At 66.9% G+C, this 19,467-nt stretch carries 20 protein-coding genes; 11 read left to right on the top strand and 9 right to left on the bottom strand.

What is annotated here, in order from left to right:
- The first annotated feature begins 5 nt into the window (after window positions 1–5).
- The 5 genes from ACZ1I5_RS21255 (at window position 6) to ACZ1I5_RS21235 (ending at window position 5,492) form a co-directional block, all read left to right on the top strand.
- A complete protein-coding gene (locus tag ACZ1I5_RS21255; protein WP_465171220.1) occupies window positions 6–2,300 on the top strand; it encodes a DNA translocase FtsK in 2,295 nt (764 codons plus the stop codon).
- Between the two features lie 66 nt (window positions 2,301–2,366).
- Window positions 2,367–2,981, top strand: coding sequence for a LolA family protein (locus ACZ1I5_RS21250; RefSeq protein ID WP_465171219.1), 615 nt, complete (start codon window positions 2,367–2,369; stop codon window positions 2,979–2,981).
- A 228-nt stretch (window positions 2,982–3,209) separates the two neighbouring features.
- Window positions 3,210–3,998, top strand: coding sequence for an exodeoxyribonuclease III (locus tag ACZ1I5_RS21245; RefSeq protein WP_465171218.1), 789 nt, complete (start codon window positions 3,210–3,212; stop codon window positions 3,996–3,998).
- Window positions 3,995–5,056, top strand: coding sequence for a GTP cyclohydrolase II (gene ribA / locus ACZ1I5_RS21240; protein ID WP_465171217.1), 1,062 nt, complete (start codon window positions 3,995–3,997; stop codon window positions 5,054–5,056). Before ACZ1I5_RS21245 ends, ribA begins: the two co-directional genes overlap by 4 nt.
- Window position 5,057: 1 nt before the next feature.
- Window positions 5,058–5,492, top strand: coding sequence for a hypothetical protein (locus tag ACZ1I5_RS21235; protein ID WP_465171216.1), 435 nt, complete (start codon window positions 5,058–5,060; stop codon window positions 5,490–5,492).
- Here ACZ1I5_RS21235 and ACZ1I5_RS21230 read toward each other — a convergent pair.
- Entirely contained in the window at window positions 5,489–6,151 is a 663-nt protein-coding gene (locus ACZ1I5_RS21230; protein WP_465171215.1) for an HAD family hydrolase, read from the bottom strand. The two genes, ACZ1I5_RS21235 and ACZ1I5_RS21230, sit on opposite strands and share 4 nt — an antisense overlap.
- Window positions 6,148–6,816 (bottom strand): YggS family pyridoxal phosphate-dependent enzyme, encoded by a 669-nt coding sequence (locus ACZ1I5_RS21225; protein WP_465171214.1) that lies wholly within the window; start codon window positions 6,814–6,816, stop codon window positions 6,148–6,150. The genes ACZ1I5_RS21230 and ACZ1I5_RS21225 overlap by 4 nt, the downstream gene beginning before the upstream one ends.
- A gap of 22 nt (window positions 6,817–6,838) precedes the next feature.
- On the opposite strand from ACZ1I5_RS21225, the gene ACZ1I5_RS21220 reads away from it, so the two are divergent.
- Window positions 6,839–7,405 carry a thiamine phosphate synthase gene (locus tag ACZ1I5_RS21220; protein WP_465171213.1) on the top strand — a complete coding sequence of 189 codons (567 nt, stop codon included), beginning with the start codon at window positions 6,839–6,841 and terminating at the stop codon, window positions 7,403–7,405.
- Here the strand turns inward: ACZ1I5_RS21220 and ACZ1I5_RS21215 are convergent.
- Window positions 7,378–8,088 (bottom strand): porin, encoded by a 711-nt coding sequence (locus ACZ1I5_RS21215; protein ID WP_465171212.1) that lies wholly within the window; start codon window positions 8,086–8,088, stop codon window positions 7,378–7,380. The genes ACZ1I5_RS21220 and ACZ1I5_RS21215 overlap by 28 nt on opposite strands.
- A gap of 224 nt (window positions 8,089–8,312) precedes the next feature.
- Here ACZ1I5_RS21215 and ACZ1I5_RS21210 point away from each other — a divergent pair, with 224 nt between their 5' ends.
- Genes ACZ1I5_RS21210 through holA form a run of 4 tightly spaced genes read left to right on the top strand, consistent with a single transcriptional unit; the run spans window position 8,313 to window position 12,819 of the window.
- Window positions 8,313–8,750, top strand: a complete 438-nt coding sequence (locus ACZ1I5_RS21210; RefSeq protein ID WP_372856407.1) for a DUF3576 domain-containing protein — start codon at window positions 8,313–8,315, stop codon at window positions 8,748–8,750.
- Window positions 8,751–8,763: 13 nt separating this feature from the next.
- Complete coding sequence (gene leuS, locus ACZ1I5_RS21205; protein ID WP_465171211.1) at window positions 8,764–11,289, top strand: leucine--tRNA ligase; 2,526 nt, start codon at window positions 8,764–8,766, stop codon at window positions 11,287–11,289.
- The gene (gene lptE, locus ACZ1I5_RS21200; protein ID WP_465171210.1) at window positions 11,286–11,795 is read left to right on the top strand and encodes an LPS assembly lipoprotein LptE; all 510 of its coding nucleotides are present in this window, start codon (window positions 11,286–11,288) and stop codon (window positions 11,793–11,795) included. Before leuS ends, lptE begins: the two co-directional genes overlap by 4 nt.
- A 10-nt stretch (window positions 11,796–11,805) precedes the next feature.
- Window positions 11,806–12,819 carry a DNA polymerase III subunit delta gene (gene holA, locus ACZ1I5_RS21195; protein ID WP_465171209.1) on the top strand — a complete coding sequence of 338 codons (1,014 nt, stop codon included), beginning with the start codon at window positions 11,806–11,808 and terminating at the stop codon, window positions 12,817–12,819.
- 31 nt (window positions 12,820–12,850) lie between these two features.
- Here holA and ACZ1I5_RS21190 read toward each other — a convergent pair whose 3' ends face one another.
- From ACZ1I5_RS21190 to ACZ1I5_RS21165, 6 genes are all read right to left on the bottom strand, one after another.
- A complete protein-coding gene (locus ACZ1I5_RS21190) occupies window positions 12,851–13,762 on the bottom strand; it encodes a ParB/RepB/Spo0J family partition protein (RefSeq protein ID WP_465171208.1) in 912 nt (303 codons plus the stop codon).
- Window positions 13,759–14,550: a ParA family protein gene (locus tag ACZ1I5_RS21185; RefSeq protein WP_465171207.1), complete on the bottom strand. Its 792-nt coding sequence runs from the start codon at window positions 14,548–14,550 to the stop codon at window positions 13,759–13,761. Before ACZ1I5_RS21185 ends, ACZ1I5_RS21190 begins: the two co-directional genes overlap by 4 nt.
- On the bottom strand, window positions 14,547–15,161 hold the full coding sequence (gene rsmG / locus ACZ1I5_RS21180; RefSeq protein ID WP_465171206.1) for a 16S rRNA (guanine(527)-N(7))-methyltransferase RsmG: 615 nt from the start codon (window positions 15,159–15,161) through the stop codon (window positions 14,547–14,549). Before rsmG ends, ACZ1I5_RS21185 begins: the two co-directional genes overlap by 4 nt.
- Complete coding sequence (gene mnmG, locus ACZ1I5_RS21175) at window positions 15,158–16,999, bottom strand: tRNA uridine-5-carboxymethylaminomethyl(34) synthesis enzyme MnmG (RefSeq protein WP_465171205.1); 1,842 nt, start codon at window positions 16,997–16,999, stop codon at window positions 15,158–15,160. Before mnmG ends, rsmG begins: the two co-directional genes overlap by 4 nt.
- A 102-nt stretch (window positions 17,000–17,101) precedes the next feature.
- Entirely contained in the window at window positions 17,102–18,382 is a 1,281-nt protein-coding gene (gene mnmE / locus ACZ1I5_RS21170) for a tRNA uridine-5-carboxymethylaminomethyl(34) synthesis GTPase MnmE (RefSeq protein ID WP_465171204.1), read from the bottom strand.
- 2 nt (window positions 18,383–18,384) lie between these two features.
- Window positions 18,385–18,609 (bottom strand): DUF6489 family protein, encoded by a 225-nt coding sequence (locus ACZ1I5_RS21165; RefSeq protein ID WP_465171203.1) that lies wholly within the window; start codon window positions 18,607–18,609, stop codon window positions 18,385–18,387.
- 136 nt (window positions 18,610–18,745) lie between these two features.
- Here ACZ1I5_RS21165 and ACZ1I5_RS21160 point away from each other — a divergent pair, with 136 nt between their 5' ends.
- Window positions 18,746–19,447, top strand: coding sequence for a dienelactone hydrolase family protein (locus ACZ1I5_RS21160; protein ID WP_465171202.1), 702 nt, complete (start codon window positions 18,746–18,748; stop codon window positions 19,445–19,447).
- The last annotated feature ends 20 nt before the right edge of the window (window positions 19,448–19,467 follow it).

Below are 19,467 nucleotides of genomic sequence, written 5' to 3'. Positions count from 1 at the left end.
AGATCATGGCTAGCCGGGCGCAGCCGCCCTTGTGGCGCGAGACGGTGAAGGCAGGTGCCGCGCGAAGCGGCGCGCTGATCGGCGCGATGGCCATCGCCATCGTCGCTTTGCTCCTGTTCGTCGCGCTGATCACCTATCATTCGGGCGATCCGTCGCTGAACACCGCCTCGGGCGGGCCGGCCGAGAACTGGCTGGGCACGCCGGGCGCCTGGACCGCGGATATTCTATACACTGTATTCGGCGTGTCGGCGTTTGCGGCGTTGCCGATCGTCATGATCCTCGCGATGCGGCTATGGGCCGATGTGCCGGTCGGCCGCTGGAGGCTGATGCTGGCGGCGTCGCTGGGCGGCATCCTGTTGGCCGATACGACCATTGCCCTCATTTCCAGCGCTGCGGTACACGGCTTCCCCGCCGGATATAGCGGCGCGATCGGCCTCGGAATTGCCGATCTGCTGCGCTGGGGCATGAGCTTTATCGGCGACCCGAATATGATCCTGTGGACATCGCGTGCCGTGGCGGTGATCTTCGCGCTGGCCGGTGCCGCGGTGTGGGCGCTCAGCTTCATCATCGATATCGGCGATCGTCCGCGCCGCATGCCCAGGCCGAAACCGGTCAAGGCGGAGCGGCGCACAACCGAACAGGAAATCCTGGCGCCCGAGCCGGTGCGCAAACCCACGCCGCGGGCCGTCGCAACCCCCGATTCGCGGCCCGGGCCCGTCATCGCCGAACGCAATCTCGCGCCGTCGGTGGCCAAGCCCAAGGCCAAGCAGGCGTCGTTCGACCTCGGCGACAATTCGCAGCTTCCCCCGCTCGACCTGCTGAAGCCGGCGCCGCCCGCACCGGGCGGGCCGGTCGACAAGGCCGCGCTGGAACGCAATGCCCGGCTGCTCGAATCGGTGCTCGACGATTTCCACGTCAAGGGATCGATCATCAACATCCGGCCCGGCCCGGTAGTGACGATGTACGAGCTGGAGCCGGCATCGGGCATCAAGGCGAGCCGGGTGATCCAGCTTGCCGACGATATCGCGCGCAACATGTCGGCGATCTCGGCGCGCGTCGCGACCATCCCGGGGCGCACGGTGATCGGCATCGAGCTGCCCAATGTCCGGCGCGAGACGGTCGGGCTGCACGAGCTGATCGGATCGCAGTCATTCGACGACCAGTCCGCCTCGTTGCCGCTGGTGCTCGGCAAGAACATCGCGGGCGACCCGGTCATCGCCGATCTCGCGCCGATGCCGCATCTGCTCGTCGCCGGCACGACCGGATCGGGCAAGTCGGTCGGCCTGAACTGCATGATCCTGTCGCTGCTCTACCGGCTGCGCCCGGACCAGTGCCGGATGATCATGATCGATCCCAAGATGCTCGAACTGAGCATGTACGAGGACATCCCGCATCTTCTCTCCCCCGTCGTCACCGATCCGGCCAAGGCGGTCCGTGCCCTGAAATGGGCGGTCGAGCAGATGGAGGAACGCTATCGCATGATGTCCTCGGTCGGGGTGCGCAGTCTCGCCAGCTTCAACGAGAAGGTGCGCGCGGCACGGACCAAGGGCCAGCCGCTCGGGCGGCGCGTTCAGACCGGCTATGACGCGGAGACCGGCCAGCCGATCTATGAGGAAGAAACGCTCGATTTCCAGCCGCTGCCGCAGATCGTGGTAATCGTCGACGAACTCGCCGACCTGATGATGACCGCGGGCAAGGAAGTCGAATTCCTGATCCAGCGGCTCGCGCAAAAGGCGCGCGCGGCGGGCATCCACCTGATCATGGCGACTCAGCGGCCCTCGGTCGACGTCATCACGGGCGTGATCAAGGCGAACCTGCCGACCCGCATCAGCTTCCACGTCACCTCCAAGATCGATTCGCGCACCATTCTGGGCGAACAGGGCGCCGAGCAGCTGCTGGGCAAGGGCGACATGCTCTACATGCCGGGCGGCAAGGGCATCGTGCGCGTGCACGGGCCGTTCGTCAGCGACGACGAAGTCCGCGCGGTGGCGGATCACTGGCGCGCGCAGGGACGGCCCGACTATATCCAGTCAGTCACCGAGGAGCCTGAGGATGGCTTTGCGCTCGACGGCGCGCCCGATGGCGAGGATTCGGCCGAGGACCAGCAATATCGCGCCGCCATCCAGCTCGTCGTGGAAAGCCAGAAGGCATCGACCTCGTGGCTGCAGCGCCAGCTCCGGATCGGCTATAACAGCGCCGCACGGCTGATCGAGCGGATGGAAAAGGACGGCATCGTCAGCCGCCCCGACCATGTCGGCCGGCGCGACGTGCTGCGCGACCGGGACGGGAACCCGCTGTAGGACTCGTGGTTCAGAAGGGGTTCAACCCGGCGTGCCTAGCGCCGGGACCTGTCTCGGGAGAATATCGTGATCCTTCGCAATCTGTCGGTGCTGGCGGCGCTCGCCGTCCCGGCACTGGTCGCAGCGGCCCCGGCCACCGGCGATCTCGCGCTCGTCCAGAGCCATCTCCAGTCGGTGCAGAGCCTGACCGCCGCGTTCAGCCAGTCCGACCGTGCCGGCAAGGTGCTGACCGGCACCCTGACGCTGAAGAAACCCGGCAAGGTCCGCTTCCAGTACGAAAAGGGCGTGCCGATCCTGATCGTGGGCGACGGCAGGGCGCTGACCTTCATCGATTATTCGGTGAATCAGGTGCAGCGCTGGCCGATCGGCAATTCGCCGCTCAGCATATTGCTCGATCCCAGCAAGGACATGACGCGCTTCGCCAAGGTCGTGCCGGGGTTCGACCCACGCATCATCTCGGTCGAGGCGAATGACCCCAAGCATCCCGAATATGGTCGCATCACCATGATCTTCCTCCGCGACGCGAGCGCGCCGGGCGGGCTGATGCTGCAGGGCTGGGTCGCACTCGATTCGCAAAACAACCGCACCACGATCCGCCTGTCGAATCAGCGCTTCAACGCAGCCGTGAGCGACAGGACGTTCAATTGGAAGGACCCGCGGCGAAGTTTGGGCCGAAATTGACCCTTCGTTCATAGTGGCGACAGGTTCGCCGCCCTAGAAAGACATTGCGGATGTGGGGCGGCCCGAGATTTTCCCCCTGTTGCTCGGACGACCTGCTTCCCGCCTGCGTGACGAACGCTAGGTCGGCCCTCGCTCCATGCCCCCGGAGCGAGGGCCTTTCCATTTCCGGTTCTTTCCCCTTCCGTCGCTTTCCTTGTCGGCACCGACTCCCGCCGCTACATCGCCTTGATGGCGCTCAAGATCGTTTCCTGGAACATCAACTCGGTTCGGTTCCGTATCGAGATTGTCGAACGTTTTCTGCGTGAAGTGTCCCCCGACATTTTGTGCCTTCAGGAAACCAAGGTGATCGACGGGGATTTCCCCACCGCGCCGTTCCGCGCGCTGGGCTATAACCACATCATCCTGCACGGGCAGCGCATGCACCACGGCGTGGCGATCATCAGCCGCGTGCCGCTGGTCGAGGACGACCGGTTCGACTGGCAGGCCAATCGCGAGGCGCGGCATGTCGGCGTACGGCTGAACAACGGCGTGCGGCTGGAAAATGTCTATGTGCCCGCCGGCGGCGACGTGCCGGACCGCGACGTGAACCCGAAATTCGGCCAGAAGCTCGATTTCGTCGAGCGGATGACGCGCTGGTCGGAAGGCTTGAACGTACCGACGATCCTGGTCGGGGATTTCAATATCGCGCCGCTCGAATCCGACGTGTGGAGCCACAAACAGCTGCTCGACGTGGTCAGCCACACCCCGATCGAGGTCGCGGCGCTCGACGGGCTAAAGGCATCGAACGACTGGGTCGATCTCGGCCGGCATTTCGTGCCGGCGCCCGACCGGCTGTTCACCTGGTGGAGCTACCGCGCGAAGGACTGGCTCGCCTCGGACCGCGGGCGGCGGCTCGACCATATGTGGGCTACCACCGATGTCGCGAAGACGGCCGTGGGCCACACGGTGTTCGAGGATTGCCGAAGCTGGCTGAAACCCTCCGACCATATCCCCATCATGACCGAGTTCGCAGTGTGACCGACGCACGAAGGACGGCAGAAGCAATCGACGCCTTGCGGCGCGGATGGCCGATCGCGATCGCGGGGGCCGACGGCACGCTCGCCTTGCTGCCGATCGAGACGACCGACCCGACGCGGCTGGCCGCGTTCGATCCGGATGGGCGGGCATCGGTGCTGCTCACCTCGGGTCGCGCGGCGACCCTGAAGCTCGCCAACCAGCGCGAGGCAGCGGCGCCCGACTGTCCGGTGCTGGTCGAGCGTGCGCCCTGGCTGGATTTCGCCGCGGCAACCGCGCTGGCCGATCCGCAATTCGACCTTCGGACCCCGCTGAAAGGCCCGTTCCGCGCGATCGCGGTCGAAGCGCCCGACGCCGCCACCGCCGCGCTGCGGCTGGCGCGGATCGGCGGCGTATTGCCGGCCTTTTTCGCCAACCCCAGCGCGACGGCCCAGGTGACGCTGACGCCGGCGGATATCGATGCGCATGAGGATGCGGCGCGGCTGATCATCGCGACGCGCGCGCGTCTGCCGGTGTCGGGGGCCGAGGATACCGAGATCGTCGCCTTTCGCACGCCCGAGATGCCGGGCGAGCATGTTGCGCTGCTGATCGGCGCACCGAACGGACAGCCGCCGCTGGTGCGTCTGCACAGCGAATGCCTGACCGGAGACGTGCTCGGCAGCCTGAAATGCGATTGCGGACCGCAGCTCGATGCGGCGATCCGCGCGATCTCGGACAGCGGCTGGGGCATCTTGCTCTATCTGCGCCAGGAAGGGCGCGGGATCGGGCTGATCAACAAGCTGCGCGCCTATGCGCTGCAGGATCAGGGGTTCGACACGGTCGATGCAAACACGCGGCTCGGCTTCGCGGTCGATTCGCGCAATTTCGCGGTCGCGGCGCGGATGCTCGAACTGCTCGGCCAGCGATCGGTGCGGTTGCTGACCAACAATCCGGAAAAGGTCGCGCAGCTCGAGGGCGCAGGAATCAAGGTGGTCGAACGCGTGCCGCATATCCTGCCGGCCAACCCCTTCAACGAACGTTATCTGGCGACCAAGCGCGACCGCACCGGGCACCAGTTCTAAGGTGCGCTATTTCCTCGACGTCGAATTCAACGGGTTCGGTGGCGAGCTGATCTCGCTCGCACTGGTGCCCGAGGCCGATGACGTGCCGCCCTTTTACGAAGCGGTGCGATGCGACCGGCCGACGCCATGGGTCACCGACCATGTCCTGCCGGTGCTTGGTACCGTGCCGGTGGATCGCGCGACGATGGCGCGCCGGTTCGAGACCTATCTGGGCAACGACCCCGATCCCCTGCTGGTCGCCGACTGGCCGGAGGATATCGCCCACGCAGCGATGCTGATGGTCATCGCGCCGGGGCGGCGCATGGCGCTTGACCGGATCCGGTTCGAAATGCTCGATTCGATCGGCTTCGATTCAGCCGCGATGAGCGCCGTGCCGCACAATGCCTATCATGATGCGATGGCGCTGCGGACCTACACGCTCGCGCGCGAACGCTAGGCGAGCAACCGGGCGACCTCGTCGAAATCCGTCGCGATGTCGCGCACGCCGAGCGCCCTGAGCCTGGCGGCGTGATCCGGCCCGCAATGCGTGCCACCGCAAAAGCCGATGACCCAGGCGCCGGAGGCGACCGCGCCGGTCGCGCCTACGGGCGAATCCTCAAGGATCGCGCACCGCCCGATATCGACGCCCAGCGCCGCCGCGGCATGAAGATAGAGATCGGGCGCGGGCTTGCCGCGATCGACATGCTCGCGCCCCGAGAAGATCCTGTCGCCGAACGCGTCGCGGATGCCGAGATGCTCGAGATGGCGCTCGATCCAGCGCGTCGTGCTCGAAGAGGCGATGGCGCGGGGGAGGTCAGCGGGCAGGCCGCGCACGAAGGCGACCGCGCCGGCAACTGCATCCAGCCCTTCGCGCATCGCCCGGTCGTCCTCGGCCTTGCGTGCCACGTGGAAATCGTCGGGCACGGCCCGGCCGATCCAGCGCTCGATCGCCGCGAGGAAATCGCCGCCCGCCAGCCCCATGAAATTGGCCATGGATTCCTCGGCCGTGGTCGGATGGCCGGCGCCGGTGAGATAGTCGGCGATCTGCTTGTTGCCGGCATATTCGCTTTCGAGCAGCACCCCGTCGAAATCGAAGATCAGTGCGTCAACCTTCATGCGCGCGCGCCGAACAGGGCAGTGCCGATACGGACATGAGTCGCGCCAAGCGTTACCGCCGTCTCGTAATCGCCCGACATGCCCATGCTGAGTTGGTCGAGACCATTGTCTCGCGCCAGCTTGGCGAGCAACGCGAAATAGGGTGCCGGCTCCACGTCGGCCGGGGGCACCGCCATCAGGCCGACGATCGGCAGCCCCGCATCTCGCGCTTCGGCGAGCAGGGCCGGCAGGGCGTCGATCGCGCAGCCGCCCTTCTGCTCCTCATCGCCGATATTGACCTGAAGGAAGCAATCGGGCCGCCGGCCTTGCCGCTCCATCGCGCGGGCGAGCGCGGCGATCAGCGAAGGCCGGTCGACCGAGTGAATCGCATCGAACAGCGCGACCGCTTCCTCGGCCTTGTTCGACTGAAGCTGGCCGACCAGGTGCAGGCGCACATCGGGCCAGGCCTCGCGCAGCATTGGCCATTTCGCCTGAGCCTCCTGAACGCGATTCTCGCCAAACACGCGCTGGCCCGCCGCGAGCAGCGGCTCGATCTCATCGGCGTTCCTGGTCTTCGATATGGCGATAAGGGTCACCGCATCGGCCTTGCGGTCGGCAAGCCGGGCGGCGCGGGCGATCGCCTCGCGCACAGTAGTGAGGCGGGTCTCGGGGTCGTCGGGCTGCATCGGCAGCGCTATAGGCAGGGGCGTGCCGCACCGCCACCCCAAGCGCCCGCCGATTCCGACGCTGTGGCTGATGACCGACGAACGGATGGGCGACGATCTATGGGCGGCGATTCATGCCCTGCCGCGCGACGCGGGGATCGTGTTTCGCCACCACGCGACAGGCCTGGCGGAACGTCGCGCCCTGTTCGCGCGGGTGGCGCGTCTGGCCCGGCGCAAGCGGCTGACCCTGATCCGGGCGGGATCCACGTCGTTCGCGAACGAGGCCGGCGTCCATGGCCGTGGCAGGCGCCTGCCCGGCGGCGTCCGTAGCTGGGCGGCGCATAACCGGGCCGAGGCGATCGCCGGCAAGCGCGCCGGTGCGGATATGCTGTTCGTGTCGCCGGTCTATCCGACCCGCTCGCATCCCGGTGCAGGCGCGCTGGGCCCGGCACGCGCCGCCGCCATCATGCGCGGACTCGGCATTCCCTCGATCGCGCTGGGCGGCATGGACGCGCGGCGATTCAGGACATTGCGGAGGCTGGGATTTCACGGCTGGGCGGCAATCGACGCCTGGCTACCCGATCAGAAGCGGAACGCCGTCCCGATATAGACTGCCTGGCTGTCGCGGCGATCGTCCGGCGCGGGCTGGAGGCGATAATCGCGCTCCGCCTTGTAGCGCACGCCGGCCGTCACATCGAGGTTGCGGGTCAGGCGATAGGAGCCGCCGACATCGAGCGAATAGGCAGGCGCTTCCTCGACCAGCTTCGGCCCGTTCGGCAGCGGCCGATCGGCCCCCGCCTTCACGCGGCCGGTGAAGCGATTGCCGGAATAGCTGACGCCGACATCGACTGCCTCGCGGCTGCCCGGCATGCCGGCAAGATCGACCTTGGCGACGTCACCCGACAGCGCGAACCGGCGCCAGCCGACGGCGACGCCCAGATTATAGGCGATCGGCGCGATGCTGACCGAGGACGGCGTATCGATGATCGAGCCAGAGCGCTCGGCGGCCATCGCGGTGCGAGTCGACCGCGCACGGACCGCGACCGTGACGGCGCGGTTGCCGTTGCGGCGCGAATCGGTCGGCGTGAAACGGAAACTGCTGGTGTCGAGCCCGCTCCGCGCGAAGACCGCCGCGAGCTTCGGATCGGCCGCGGCCGGCGTGAAGGAATTGATGTCGCCCACGTTCAGCGGCGCGATGCGCTTGAGCGGCAGGCGGGAATCGCCCGGAGCGCCGATCGCCGGTGCCATGGCGAAGCCGGCGGCGACGAGCGCCCCCACCCCGATTCCGGACATCCAACGCCTTGAAAACACGTGCGACCCCTTCAGTGCCCGGATTCGGCACCTCACTCTAAATGGCGCCTATCACGATTCGATCCAGCCCTGCCACTGTCTTGACGCATTTTCCCCCGAAGTGTTGCTCGCGGCACACAGGCCGCCCGCGCGCGCCATGCTTGCGGCAGGCGCGAGACCATCTATAGATGCCCGAGATTCTCATGAAACCGTCCAGGAAACCGCCGATGAACCGCCTTTTGCGTACCGCGATTGTGGTTTCGCTTGCCCTTCCGCTCATGGCCTGTGGCCATCGCGGCAAGGATCGCGCCGCCCCCGATCTGGCCGCCGCCAAGGTGACCACGATCGGCGTGAACTCCTATCTCTGGCGCGCGAGCCTCGACACGCTGAGCTTCATGCCGCTGCTGCAGACCGATTCGAACGGCGGCGTGATCGTGACCGACTGGTATGTGAACCCGGCCGCCCCGACCGAGCGCATGAAGGTGACCGTGACGATCCTCGACCAGGATCTGCGCGCCGACGGCCTGCGCGTCGCGGCGCTGCGCGAAGTCAACCAGGGCGGGCAATGGGTCGCGTCGCCCGTCGCGGCCGCGACCGTGCAGAAGCTCGAGGATATCATCCTGACGCGGGCGCGCGATCTGCGCCGTGCCGCCATCGCCAACTAAGGGCGTTCTCCTCATGGCGTCACGCTTCAACGCGCTGAAGGCGGACGCGGCTTGGCAGAAGGTGTGGGACGACCGCAACACCTTCGCCGCGCGCGACGATTCGGCCAAGCCGCGTACCTATGTGCTCGAGATGTTTCCGTATCCTTCGGGGCGGATCCATATCGGCCATGTCCGCAATTACACGATGGGCGACGTGCTTGCCCGGTACCGCCGGATGACCGGGCACGAAGTGCTCCATCCGATGGGCTGGGACGCGTTCGGCATGCCGGCCGAGAATGCGGCCATGGAAAAGGGCGTGCACCCCGGCGGCTGGACCCGCGCCAATATCGCGACGATGAAGGCGCAGCTGAAACGCCTGGGCTTCGCGCTCGACTGGACGCGCGAGCTGGCGACCTGCGAGCCGGACTATTACGGCCACGAACAGGCGCTGTTCCTCGACCTGTTCGCGTCTGGCCTGGTCTATCGCAAGGAATCCTCGGTCAACTGGGATCCGGTCGACATGACCGTGCTCGCCAACGAGCAGGTGATCGACGGCCGTGGCTGGCGATCGGGCGCGCTGGTCGAGCGGCGCAAGCTGAGCCAGTGGTTCCTGAAGATCACCGATTTCGCCGACGAGCTGCTGGAAGGCCTGGAGGGGCTGGAGCATTGGCCCGACAAGGTGAAGCTGATGCAGGAGAACTGGATCGGCAAGAGCCAGGGCCTGACCTTCCGCTTCGCGCTTTCCGACGGCGAGCAGGTCGAGGTGTTCACCACCCGGCCCGACACGATCTTCGGATCGAGCTTCGTCGCGGTCGCGGCCGACCATCCGATCGCGCGGGCACTGGCCGAGCGCGATCCGGCGGCGGCGGCGTTCATCGAGCTGTGCAAGCGCGGCGGCACGACCGCGGCCGAGATCGAGACTCAGGAGAAACTGGGGTTCGACACCGGGCTGCGCGCGACGCATCCGTTTGATTCGGAATGGAAACTTCCAGTCTACATCGCCAATTTCGTGCTGATGGAATATGGCACTGGCGCCGTATTCGGCGTGCCAGCGCATGATCAACGCGATCTCGATTTCGCGCGGAAATACGACCTGCCGGTGCGCCGCGTCGTCTCCGAGGGCGATGTCACCGATCCCGTATTCAAGGGCGACGAGGCCTATACCGGGCCCGGCACGCTGGTGAACTCGCACTTCCTCGACGGCATGGATGTCGAGGATGCCAAGCGCACCGTGATCCGCCGCGCCGAGGAAGATGGCTGGGGCACCGGCTCCACCGTGTTCCGCCTGCGCGACTGGGGCGTCTCGCGCCAGCGTTACTGGGGCACGCCGATCCCGATCATCCATTGCGACGCCTGTGGCGCCGTGCCGGTGCCGCGCGAGCAATTGCCGGTCGTGCTGCCCGAGGATGTCAGCTTCGACATTCCCGGGAATCCGCTCGACCGCCATCCGACCTGGAAAAATGTCGATTGCCCGAGCTGCGGCGGTAGCGCGCGGCGCGAGACCGACACGCTCGACACCTTCGTCGATTCCTCCTGGTATTTCATTCGTTTCGCCAGCCAACCGGGCAATGCGCCGTTCGATCGCGCGGTGGCCGAGAAATGGCTGCCGGTCGCGCAATATATCGGCGGTGTGGAGCATGCGATCCTGCACCTGCTCTATGCGCGGTTCTGGACTCGGGCGCTGCGCCATATCGGCATGCTCGACGTGGCCGAGCCCTTTGCCGGGCTGTTTACGCAGGGCATGGTCACGCACGAGACCTATTCGCGCGGCGAAGGCGGCGAGCGTGTCTGGTACGGGCCCGACGACGTCTCGCTCGGCGGCGGCAAGGCCATACTGAAGGCGGACGGCGAACCGGTGGCGATCGGCCGCGTCGAGAAGATGTCGAAGTCGAAGAAGAACACCGTCGATCCGACCGGCATCGTCGACCAGTACGGCGCCGATGCGGTGCGCTGGTTCATGCTTTCCGACAGCCCGCCCGAGCGCGACCTGCCGTGGAGCGAGGCCGGCATCGAAGGCTGCTGGCGCTTCATCCAGCGCCTGTGGCGGCTGTTCGACGGACTGGCCGAGGCCGAAGCGAGCGATGCCCGCGATACCGCGCTCGACCGCAAGACGCATCAGACCATTGCCGGCGTCGCCGCCGATATCGAGGCTTTGTCGTTCAACAAGGCCGTTGCCAAGCTGTACGAGCTGGTCAACGCGATCGAGCGCGCCGGCGCTTCCGCCTCGCGCGTCGAGGCCATCCGCATCTTGATGCGGCTGGTGTCGCCGATGGCACCGCATCTCGCCGAGGAAGCCTGGGCGGCCAATGGCGGCGAAGGCCTTATCGCCGATGCGCCTTGGCCCGAAGTCGACCCTGCCCTGCTGGTCGAGGACGAAGCGACCATCGCGATCCAGGTCAACGGCAAGCTGCGCGATACCGTGAAGGTCGCCAAGGGCACGCCGCGCGAGGCGATGGAGACGATCGCCTTGGCCAATGCCAATGTGCAGCGTATCCTGGACGGCGCTTCCCCCAAAAAGGTGATCGTCGTGCCCGACCGTCTCGTGAACATCGTCGCATGAAGCGTTTCGCGCTTCTCGCCGCCCTGGCGTTGGCGTCGTTGGGCACGCTGTCGGGCTGCGGGCTGCACCCGCTCTATGCGGGCGGCGGATCGGGCGCGGTGGCAACGACCCTGACCAGGGTCGAGGTCGGCCCGATCGAGGGCAAGGCGGGCTGGCTGATGACCAATGCGCTGAAAGACCGGCTCCAGGCCAGCGGCTCGCCGCTGTACCGGCTCGAGATCAAGCTGGACGACCAGATCATCGGGCTCGGCGTGCGACGTGACGACAGCGTCTCGCGCGAGCGGCGGACCCTGCGCGCGCGCTATCAGCTGGTCGACCTGTCCAAGGGCACGGTATTGCTGGATGCGACCGCTGGATCGGATGCCGGTATCGACGTGGTCAATTCCGAATATGCGACGATCGCCGCGGAGAATACCGCGCTCGAGCGGCTGTCCGACATCGTTGCCGACCAGATCGTCGCGCGTGTCGCGCTTTACGCGCAGCGGACCGCAGCGCCCGCGCAATGAGCTCCTCGGCGTGAAAGCCAACGCCAACCAGATTCGCGCCGCGATCGATGCGGCGAGCCCCGATATCCGCCTCTATCTGCTCCACGGCCCCGATGAATCGGGGGCGCAGGAGATCGCGGCGCGGCTGGCGCGGACGATGGGGCCCGATGCCGAACGCGTGGACCTCGAGCCGTCGGCCTTGAAGTCGAATCCCGGCCGCCTGGCCGATGAGGCGGCGTCCATGTCGTTGTTCGGCAGCGCGCGCCACATCAGGATCAGCGGCGCCGGTGACGATTGTTTCGAGGCTTTCACCCTGCTGCTCGACGCGGAACGGGCGGGTAACCCCGTCGTCGCCATCGCTCCCTCGCTCAAGGCGACGTCAAAGGCAGTGAAGCTTGCATTGGGCGCGGCGCGCGCGATGAGTTTCGCCTGCTACCTGCCCGAGGGAGGCGACGCCGAAAAGCTCGCCACCGCGATCGCGCGCGAACAGGGTCTGCGCACGACCGGCGATACCGCGGCACGGCTGGCCAACGCCACTGGTGGGGACCGGGCCGTAATGACGCGCGAGCTGGAGAAGCTGGCGCTCTATCTCGACGCCTCGCCGGAACGTCCGCGCGAGCTGGACGATTCGGCGCTGGACGATGTCGGCGCCGACCTCGGCGACTCGGAAATGAGCCGCGCCATCGATGCGGCGATCGACGGCCGCCCGGATGCGTTGGGCAGCGAACTCGCCAGGCTGGAAGAAGCGGGCGTGTCGCCGATCCCGGTGCTGCGCCAGCTCGTCCGCCGCCTGATGACCCTCGCCGAGCTGCAGGCCGAGATCGATGCCGGGGCAAGTCCCGGCACCGTGATCGAGCGCGTCTTCTTCCGCGAGCGTGCCTCGACCGGGCGCGCGCTGCGCACTTGGTCAGCGCCGAAGATCAGCGAAGCGATTCAGCGCGCCCGGCTGGCGGAGCGGGCCATCATGAGCTCGGCAAATGCCGGGACGGTGCTGGCCCAGTCGGCGATCGTGGCGGTAGCCCGGATGGCGGCGCGACAGCGCTGACCAAAATACTATATTATCAACTAGTTACGGTTTAAATTCGTTCGCCGGTCAGGCGCTGGCAAACCATGTCGAGCTGATCCAGCGTCGAATAGGACAGAGTCAGCGCGCCGCCCTTCGGGCCATGGGCAATACGCACCGCGAGGCCCAGCAGGTCGGCGAGATGATGCTCCAGCGCCGCCAGATCGGCGTCGCGCGCCTGATCGCCGCTGCGAATCCGCGCCTCTGCCGGCTTGGCCGCGCGCGCCAGACGCTCGGTGTCGCGCACCGACAATCCCTTGGCGATGACCTGATAGGCAAGCTGCTCGATATCCGGCGCGCCGATCAGCGCGCGGGCATGGCCCATGCTGAGGCTGCCATCGATCACCTTGTCCTGCACCGGTTTGGGCAGATCGAGCAGACGCAGCAGATTGGCGATATGGCTGCGCGACTTGTGGACCAGCTTGCCCAGCGCATCCTGGGTGTGACCATAATCATCGATCAGGCGATGATAGGCCTCGGCTTCCTCGATCGCGTTGAGATCCTGGCGCTGGATATTCTCGACCAGTGCGATCTCGAGCGTTTCCGCATCGTCGAACTCGCGAACGATGACCGGCACTTCATGGAGGCGCGCGCGCTGCGCCGCACGCCAGCGGCGCTCGCCGGCGACGATCTGATAACCCTTGCCATGCGGCCGCACGACGATCGGCTGGATCATCCCGCGCGCGGCGATCGATTCCGCCAGCTCCTCCAGCGCCGCTTCAGCGAAATGGCGGCGGGGCTGGCCGGGATGCGGCGTCAGCGACCCGACCGGCAAAGTGCGTACGCCGCTCGACAGGGACTCGCCGCCGCGAACCGGTTCCTCGCGCGCGATATCCCCCATCAGGGCATTGAGGCCGCGGCCTAGGCCGGCCCGGGGCTTGGGCCGCGCAGGCGGCGGCGTCTGATCAGCGGCTTGGTCGGTCATGCGGCTCTGGCTGGTTCCTGTGGTCGGTCGGGCAGACGGGCGATCAGCTCGCGAGCGAGCGCGATATAGGCTTCCGACCCGGCGCAACGATAATCGTAGATCAGGGCGGGCAACCCGTGACTCGGCGCTTCGGAAAGGCGCACGTTGCGCGGGATTACGGTGTCGAACACAACTCGGCCAAGCACCGCCCTGACATCGGCTGACACCTGGTCTGTCAGGCGATTGCGGCGATCATACATGGTCAGCGCCACGCCGAGGATGGACAAGCCCGGGTTGAAGCGCTCGCGGACGCGCTCGACCGTACTAAGCAATTGGCTCAAACCTTCGAGCGCGAAAAATTCGCACTGCAACGGCACCAGCAGCGAATTGGCGGCGACCATCGCGTTCAGCGTCAACAGACCCAGCGACGGCGGGCAATCGATCAGCACCACGTCCCAGCGCTGGTCCGAGCGGGCCAGCGCCCGGTTGAGGCGGTGGGTGCGCTCCTCATAATCGATCAACTCAATCTCGGCGCCGGAAAGATCCACCGTCGCCGGAACGATCTCGAGATTGGGCACGCAGGTCGGTACCGCGGCCTCGGCGACCGGCATCTCGCCGAGCAGGATATCGTAGCTGGATTTGTCACGCTCGGCGCGGTTGATGCCGAGGCCGGTCGAGGCATTTCCCTGCGGGTCGAGATCGATGATCAACACGCGGGAACCGGTCGCGGCGAGCGCCGTTCCGAGGTTGATCGCGGTGGTGGTTTTTCCCACCCCGCCCTTTTGATTCGCGAGGGCAATGACGTTCATCGGCGTGACACCCCTTTGGCGAGGACGATGAGAGATTCGGGATCGGTGATGCTATGTTCCACGTGAAACACACCATGCCATGTCTGCTGGGCCACCGCCACCTCTTCGCGCGCGGTTCGTCCTTTTGGGAGAACCCATAGCGTTTTGCGACGACTGCATTGAAGCGCCGATGCGAACAGGGCGCTGAGTTGTGCGACGGCACGCGCGGAGATCACGGCGACCGGTTCGCTGACCGTCTCGACCTTGCCGCCGATGACGGACACCCGATCCCCGATACCCAACGACCGGGCCGTCGCTTCGAGAAATTCGACTCTGCGTTTGCGCGGCTCGACCAGCAGAACACGGCGCTCGGTCAATGCGGCCACGACCAGCCCGGGAAAGCCCGCGCCGGTACCGATGTCGAGCCAGTCCCCCTCCTGCGCCGCGGCGAAGCCGATCAGCTGCGCCGAATCGACGATGTGACGCGACCAGATCGCGTCAAGCGTGGACGGCGCGATCAAATTCTGCCGGGTGGATTCCGCGATGACCAGCTCCACGAAGTCCGCCATCCGCCGCTCGCCTGCCGCGCCGAAGCGATCGCGAATCCATTCCCTCGCTTCGTCCTCCGTCATGCCGCGCGGCGCCGGGCGTGGAGGAGAATGGCGGTCAGCGCCGCCGGCGTGATGCCGCGAATACGGCTCGCCGCGCCGAGCGTAGCGGGGCGCACGCGCGTGAGTTTCTCGACCATCTCGGTCGAAAGGCCGGGGATGCCGGCATAGTGCAGATCGTCCTGGAGCGGGATCGAGTCGTTGGCGCGGAGCTGCGCTACTTCCTCGTCCTGGCGCCGCAGATAGGGCGCGTAACGCGCATCCTCGGCGATCTCGGCGACCAGCGCGGGATCAAACGCCCCGATCAGGCCCGGCGCGACATGGTCGATCGTCACGCCGGCAAAGCGCAGCCAATCTGCGCCCGAGCGCTTCTGCGTGTCGAGCGGGCCCGCAGCGCCATTGGCCAGCACCGTCGCGGCGGAGAGCGGCGTTTCAAGCACCGCCTCGATCTCCCGACGCTGGGCCGAACGCCCGGCCAGCCGCGCGGACCGGACCGGACCAAGGCATCCGATCGCATCGGCAAGCGGGCCGAGCCGGGTTTCGGCATTGTCGGCGCGCAGTCTCAGCCGGTATTCGGCGCGCGCGGTCAGCATGCGATAGGGTTCGGTAATACCCTGCAGCACCAGATCGTCGATCATCACGCCGAGATAACTGGACGCGCGGTCGAGCACGACGGGGTCGGCGCCGAGCGCTGCGGCGGCAGCGTTGAGGCCCGCGATCAGGCCCTGCCCCGCTGCTTCCTCATAACCGGTGGTGCCGTTGATCTGTCCGCAGCAGAACAGACCCCGCAAGGCGCGCACTTCCAGGGTCGGATCGAGCGCGCGCGGATCGATATGATCATATTCGACCGCATAGCCTGGCGTGATGATCCTTGTAGCCCCGAGCCCCGGGATCGAGGCGATCATCGCGGCCTGCACATCCGCCGGCAACGAGGTGGAGATGCCGTTGGGATAGATGGTGGCGTCGTCCAGTCCTTCGGGCTCCAGAAAAATCTGGTGACCGTCTCGATCGCCGAAACGGTGGATCTTGTCCTCGATCGACGGGCAATAGCGCGGACCCGGCCCCGCAATCGCGCCACCGAACAGCGGCGAGCGGTCGATCGAGGCGCGGATGATCGCATGCGTCTCCTCGGTGGTGCGGGTGATCGCGCAGAACAGCTGCGGCAAGGCGCGGCCGGACGAGAGCGGCGACATGGTCCAGGGGTCGTCGTCGCTGCGTTGCTCGGCAAGCCGGCTCCAGTCGATCGTGCGACCGTCGAGCCGGGGCGGCGTGCCGGTTTTCAGCCGCGCCATCGGGAGGCGCGCCGCACGAAGCTGAGTCGCCAGCAGCGATGCGGCTGCCTCGCCGATCCGCCCGCCCGTCAGCCGTTCCTCGCCGCAAAAGATGCGACCGCCCAGAAACGTTCCGGTGGCGAGCACCACCGCCCGCGCTGCGAGAACGGTGCCATCGGCCAGGCTGATCCCGGCCACCGCGCCGGAGGAATCGAGCAACAGCGCCGCCGCTTCGCCGCCAAGGATTGTGAGATCTTGCTGGGCCGCGAGCATGCGCTGGATGGCGGCCGCGTACAGCCGCCGGTCAGCCTGAACACGCGGGCCCTGTACCGCGGCGCCCTTGCTGCGATTGAGCATGCGGTAGTGGATACCAGCAGCGTCAGCCGCGCGGGCGATCAGGCCGTCAAAGGCATCGACCTCGCGGACCAGATGTCCCTTGCCCAACCCGCCGATCGCCGGATTGCACGACATGGCGCCGATCTTCGTCGGATCGAAACTGATCAACGCCGTACGCGCGCCACGGCGCGCGGCCGCGGCTGCGGCCTCGGTACCGGCATGGCCGCCGCCCACCACGATCACATCGAATTCCATGAGCGTTCCGCTAGGTCTGGCCGGGGCGCCTGTCAAAGCCTGTCGGCGATTCGGACGTCAGGTTGTTTCACGTGGAACATCGGTCATGTTCCACGTGAAACATTATTTGCCGAGGCAGAAGCGCGAGAAGAGCGCATCGAGCATGGCTTCCGTGTCGCTGCGGCCGACGAGCTGGTCCAGCGCCTTCATGGCCAGCCGCACCTCTTCCGCAAAGACGATCAGGTCGCCCTGCCCGCTCGCCGCGTCCAGGCTGGCCGCGCATTGGGCAAGCAGGCCACGCTGGCGGCGATTGACCGCCAGCGTATCCTCACGCGGCAACAACGCCGCTGCGCGATCGCGAAGCATTTGCCAGAGATCGCCGATGCCCTCCCCCGTCGCAGCCGACAAAGCGACGTCGGATCCGTCGGGCGGCGTGGCGCGGCCGGGGATATCGATGCGCGCGTGAATCCGGATGGCTTCCGGTACCGGCGCCGGGCCGTCTCCGAGCCACAGGACCAGGTCGGCCGTTTGCATTGCCTCTTCCGCACGGGCAATGCCGATCCGCTCGATGGGATCAGCCGTCTCGTCCAGCAGGCCCGCCGTATCGGTGAGGACATAAGCGATTCCGTCACGGATGATGGGCGCCTCGATCCGGTCGCGCGTCGTGCCCGAGATCGGGGAGACGATCGCCGCGTCGCGTTCCGCCAGAATATTGAGCAGGGTCGACTTGCCGCTGTTCGGCGGGCCGGCGATCACCGCGCGTACCCCGTCCCTGAGCCGCTCCACCGGCGGCGTTGCCAGCAGCACCCGGATCTCGTCGGCGAGCGCCCGTGCCTCATCCGCGAAACTCGCCGGTGCCGCCTGATCGACCTCGTCCTCTTCGGCAAAATCGAGCTGCGCTTCGACCTGAGCGGCCAGCGCCACCAGCCGGTCAGCCCAGTCCTCCGCCTTCCGGCGCAAACCGCCTTCGGCCATCGTCAGCGCCGCCCGGCGCTGCCCTTCGGTCTCCGCCGCGAGCAGATCGCCAAGCCCCTCGGCCTCAGTCAGGTCGATCCGGCCATTGGCGAGCGCGCGCCGGGTGAATTCGCCGGGCTCGGCCTGGCGCAGCCCAGGCTGCGCCGCCAGCGCCGCCTCCACCGCGCGCACGACTGCCCGGCCGCCATGAAGATGCAATTCGACCAGGTCCTCGCCCGTCGCACTGTCGGGGCCGGGAAAGACCAGGACCAGCGCCCGGTCGATCGCCTGCCCGTCACCACCGCGCAACACGCGCAGCCCTGCCCTGCGCGGCACCGGGAGCGCGCCCGCAAGCGCGGACGCCGCCACAAGGGCATGGTCGCCGCTCACCCGGACGATCCCGATCGCCGCGGGCGGCGCACCGCTCGAGACGGCAAAGATGGTGTCCATGGCTATTTCGACGAGGTCTCGAACATCTTGCGCCAGAAACTCATCCCGGCCTCGCCCATCGGCGACCAGCTCTTCATCATATTCTCGATCATCTCGGGCGGAACGGCACCGTCCATCGCACCCATCACACCCTGGATATATTTTTCGTGGACCGGTGTGAAATCGGGCAACCCCATGACGCGGCGTGCTTCTTCCGGGGTGCAATCGACTTCGACATTGATCTTCATTGGTCATCTCCGCTTGAGCGGGCGACGGCCGCGCTGCATAAGCTTGAGCCCTGTATGCGCGCGACTTGGGCCGGACCGCAACGCCCATCGCCGCCTGCGGATTTCGGGCGCTCCGCCCCTTCAGCCGAGGACAGTCATGACCGCAACGATCACGATCGACACGCTCGACGGCACGGGTGATTTCACCGCCTATTGCGCAGAACCCGCCGGCCCGCCGCGCGCGGCGATCGTCGTGATCCAGGAAATCTTCGGGGTGAACGCCGGCATCCGCCGAAAATGCGACCTGCTGGCCGAGGACGGCTATCTCGCCATCGCGCCCGACCTGTTCTGGCGGCTCGAACCGGACACGCAGCTCGATCCCGATATCCCCGAGGAATTCCAGCAGGCCCTGGCGATGATGGGGCAGTTCGACCAGAATGTCGGCATCCAGGATATCGAAGCGACGATCCGCACCGCGCGCAAGATGCTCGGTGCGGAGGGCAAGGTCGGCGCAGTGGGCTATTGCCTCGGCGGGCGCCTCGCCTTCATGACGGCCGCGCGCACCGATGTGAACGCCAGCGTCTGCTATTACGGCGTCGGCATCGACGGCCTGCTCGGCGAAAAGCACGCGATTGCGCATCCGGTGCTGCTGCACGTGCCGGAGGAGGATCATTTCGTCGACAAGGCGGCGCAGCAGCGCATGCATGACGGCCTCGACGATCATCCCAAGGTGACGATCTTCGATTATCCTGGCGAGGACCATGGCTTCGCGACCGAATTCGGACTGCGTCGGTCGGATGCGTCGGCGACGCTCGCGGACGAGCGGACGGCGGCGTTTTTCGCGGAGAATCTTGGCTGATTTCAGCCCTTTATCTGCAT

It is taken from the genome of Sphingomonas sp. BL-S-30, from assembly GCF_055521475.1.
The sequence above is the reverse complement of the archived record's forward strand: the minus strand, read 5'-3'. Positions and strand labels throughout refer to the sequence as shown.

Bases quoted from the DNA above. Each gene is read 5' to 3' on its own strand.
- ACZ1I5_RS21255 (WP_465171220.1), top strand. From the start codon at position 6: ATGGCTAGCCGGGCGCAGCCGCCCTTGTGGCGCGAGACGGTGAAGGCA.
- ACZ1I5_RS21245 (WP_465171218.1), top strand. From the start codon at position 3,210: ATGGCGCTCAAGATCGTTTCCTGGAACATCAACTCGGTTCGGTTCCGT.
- ACZ1I5_RS21230 (WP_465171215.1), bottom strand. From the start codon at position 6,151: ATGAAGGTTGACGCACTGATCTTCGATTTCGACGGGGTGCTGCTCGAA.
- ACZ1I5_RS21225 (WP_465171214.1), bottom strand. From the start codon at position 6,816: ATGCAGCCCGACGACCCCGAGACCCGCCTCACTACTGTGCGCGAGGCG.
- ACZ1I5_RS21215 (WP_465171212.1), bottom strand. From the start codon at position 8,088: ATGTCCGGAATCGGGGTGGGGGCGCTCGTCGCCGCCGGCTTCGCCATG.
- ACZ1I5_RS21210 (WP_372856407.1), top strand. From the start codon at position 8,313: ATGAACCGCCTTTTGCGTACCGCGATTGTGGTTTCGCTTGCCCTTCCG.
- leuS (WP_465171211.1), top strand. From the start codon at position 8,764: ATGGCGTCACGCTTCAACGCGCTGAAGGCGGACGCGGCTTGGCAGAAG.
- lptE (WP_465171210.1), top strand. From the start codon at position 11,286: ATGAAGCGTTTCGCGCTTCTCGCCGCCCTGGCGTTGGCGTCGTTGGGC.
- ACZ1I5_RS21190 (WP_465171208.1), bottom strand. From the start codon at position 13,762: ATGACCGACCAAGCCGCTGATCAGACGCCGCCGCCTGCGCGGCCCAAG.
- ACZ1I5_RS21185 (WP_465171207.1), bottom strand. From the start codon at position 14,550: ATGAACGTCATTGCCCTCGCGAATCAAAAGGGCGGGGTGGGAAAAACC.
- rsmG (WP_465171206.1), bottom strand. From the start codon at position 15,161: ATGACGGAGGACGAAGCGAGGGAATGGATTCGCGATCGCTTCGGCGCG.
- mnmG (WP_465171205.1), bottom strand. From the start codon at position 16,999: ATGGAATTCGATGTGATCGTGGTGGGCGGCGGCCATGCCGGTACCGAG.
- mnmE (WP_465171204.1), bottom strand. From the start codon at position 18,382: ATGGACACCATCTTTGCCGTCTCGAGCGGTGCGCCGCCCGCGGCGATC.
- ACZ1I5_RS21165 (WP_465171203.1), bottom strand. From the start codon at position 18,609: ATGAAGATCAATGTCGAAGTCGATTGCACCCCGGAAGAAGCACGCCGC.
- ACZ1I5_RS21160 (WP_465171202.1), top strand. From the start codon at position 18,746: ATGACCGCAACGATCACGATCGACACGCTCGACGGCACGGGTGATTTC.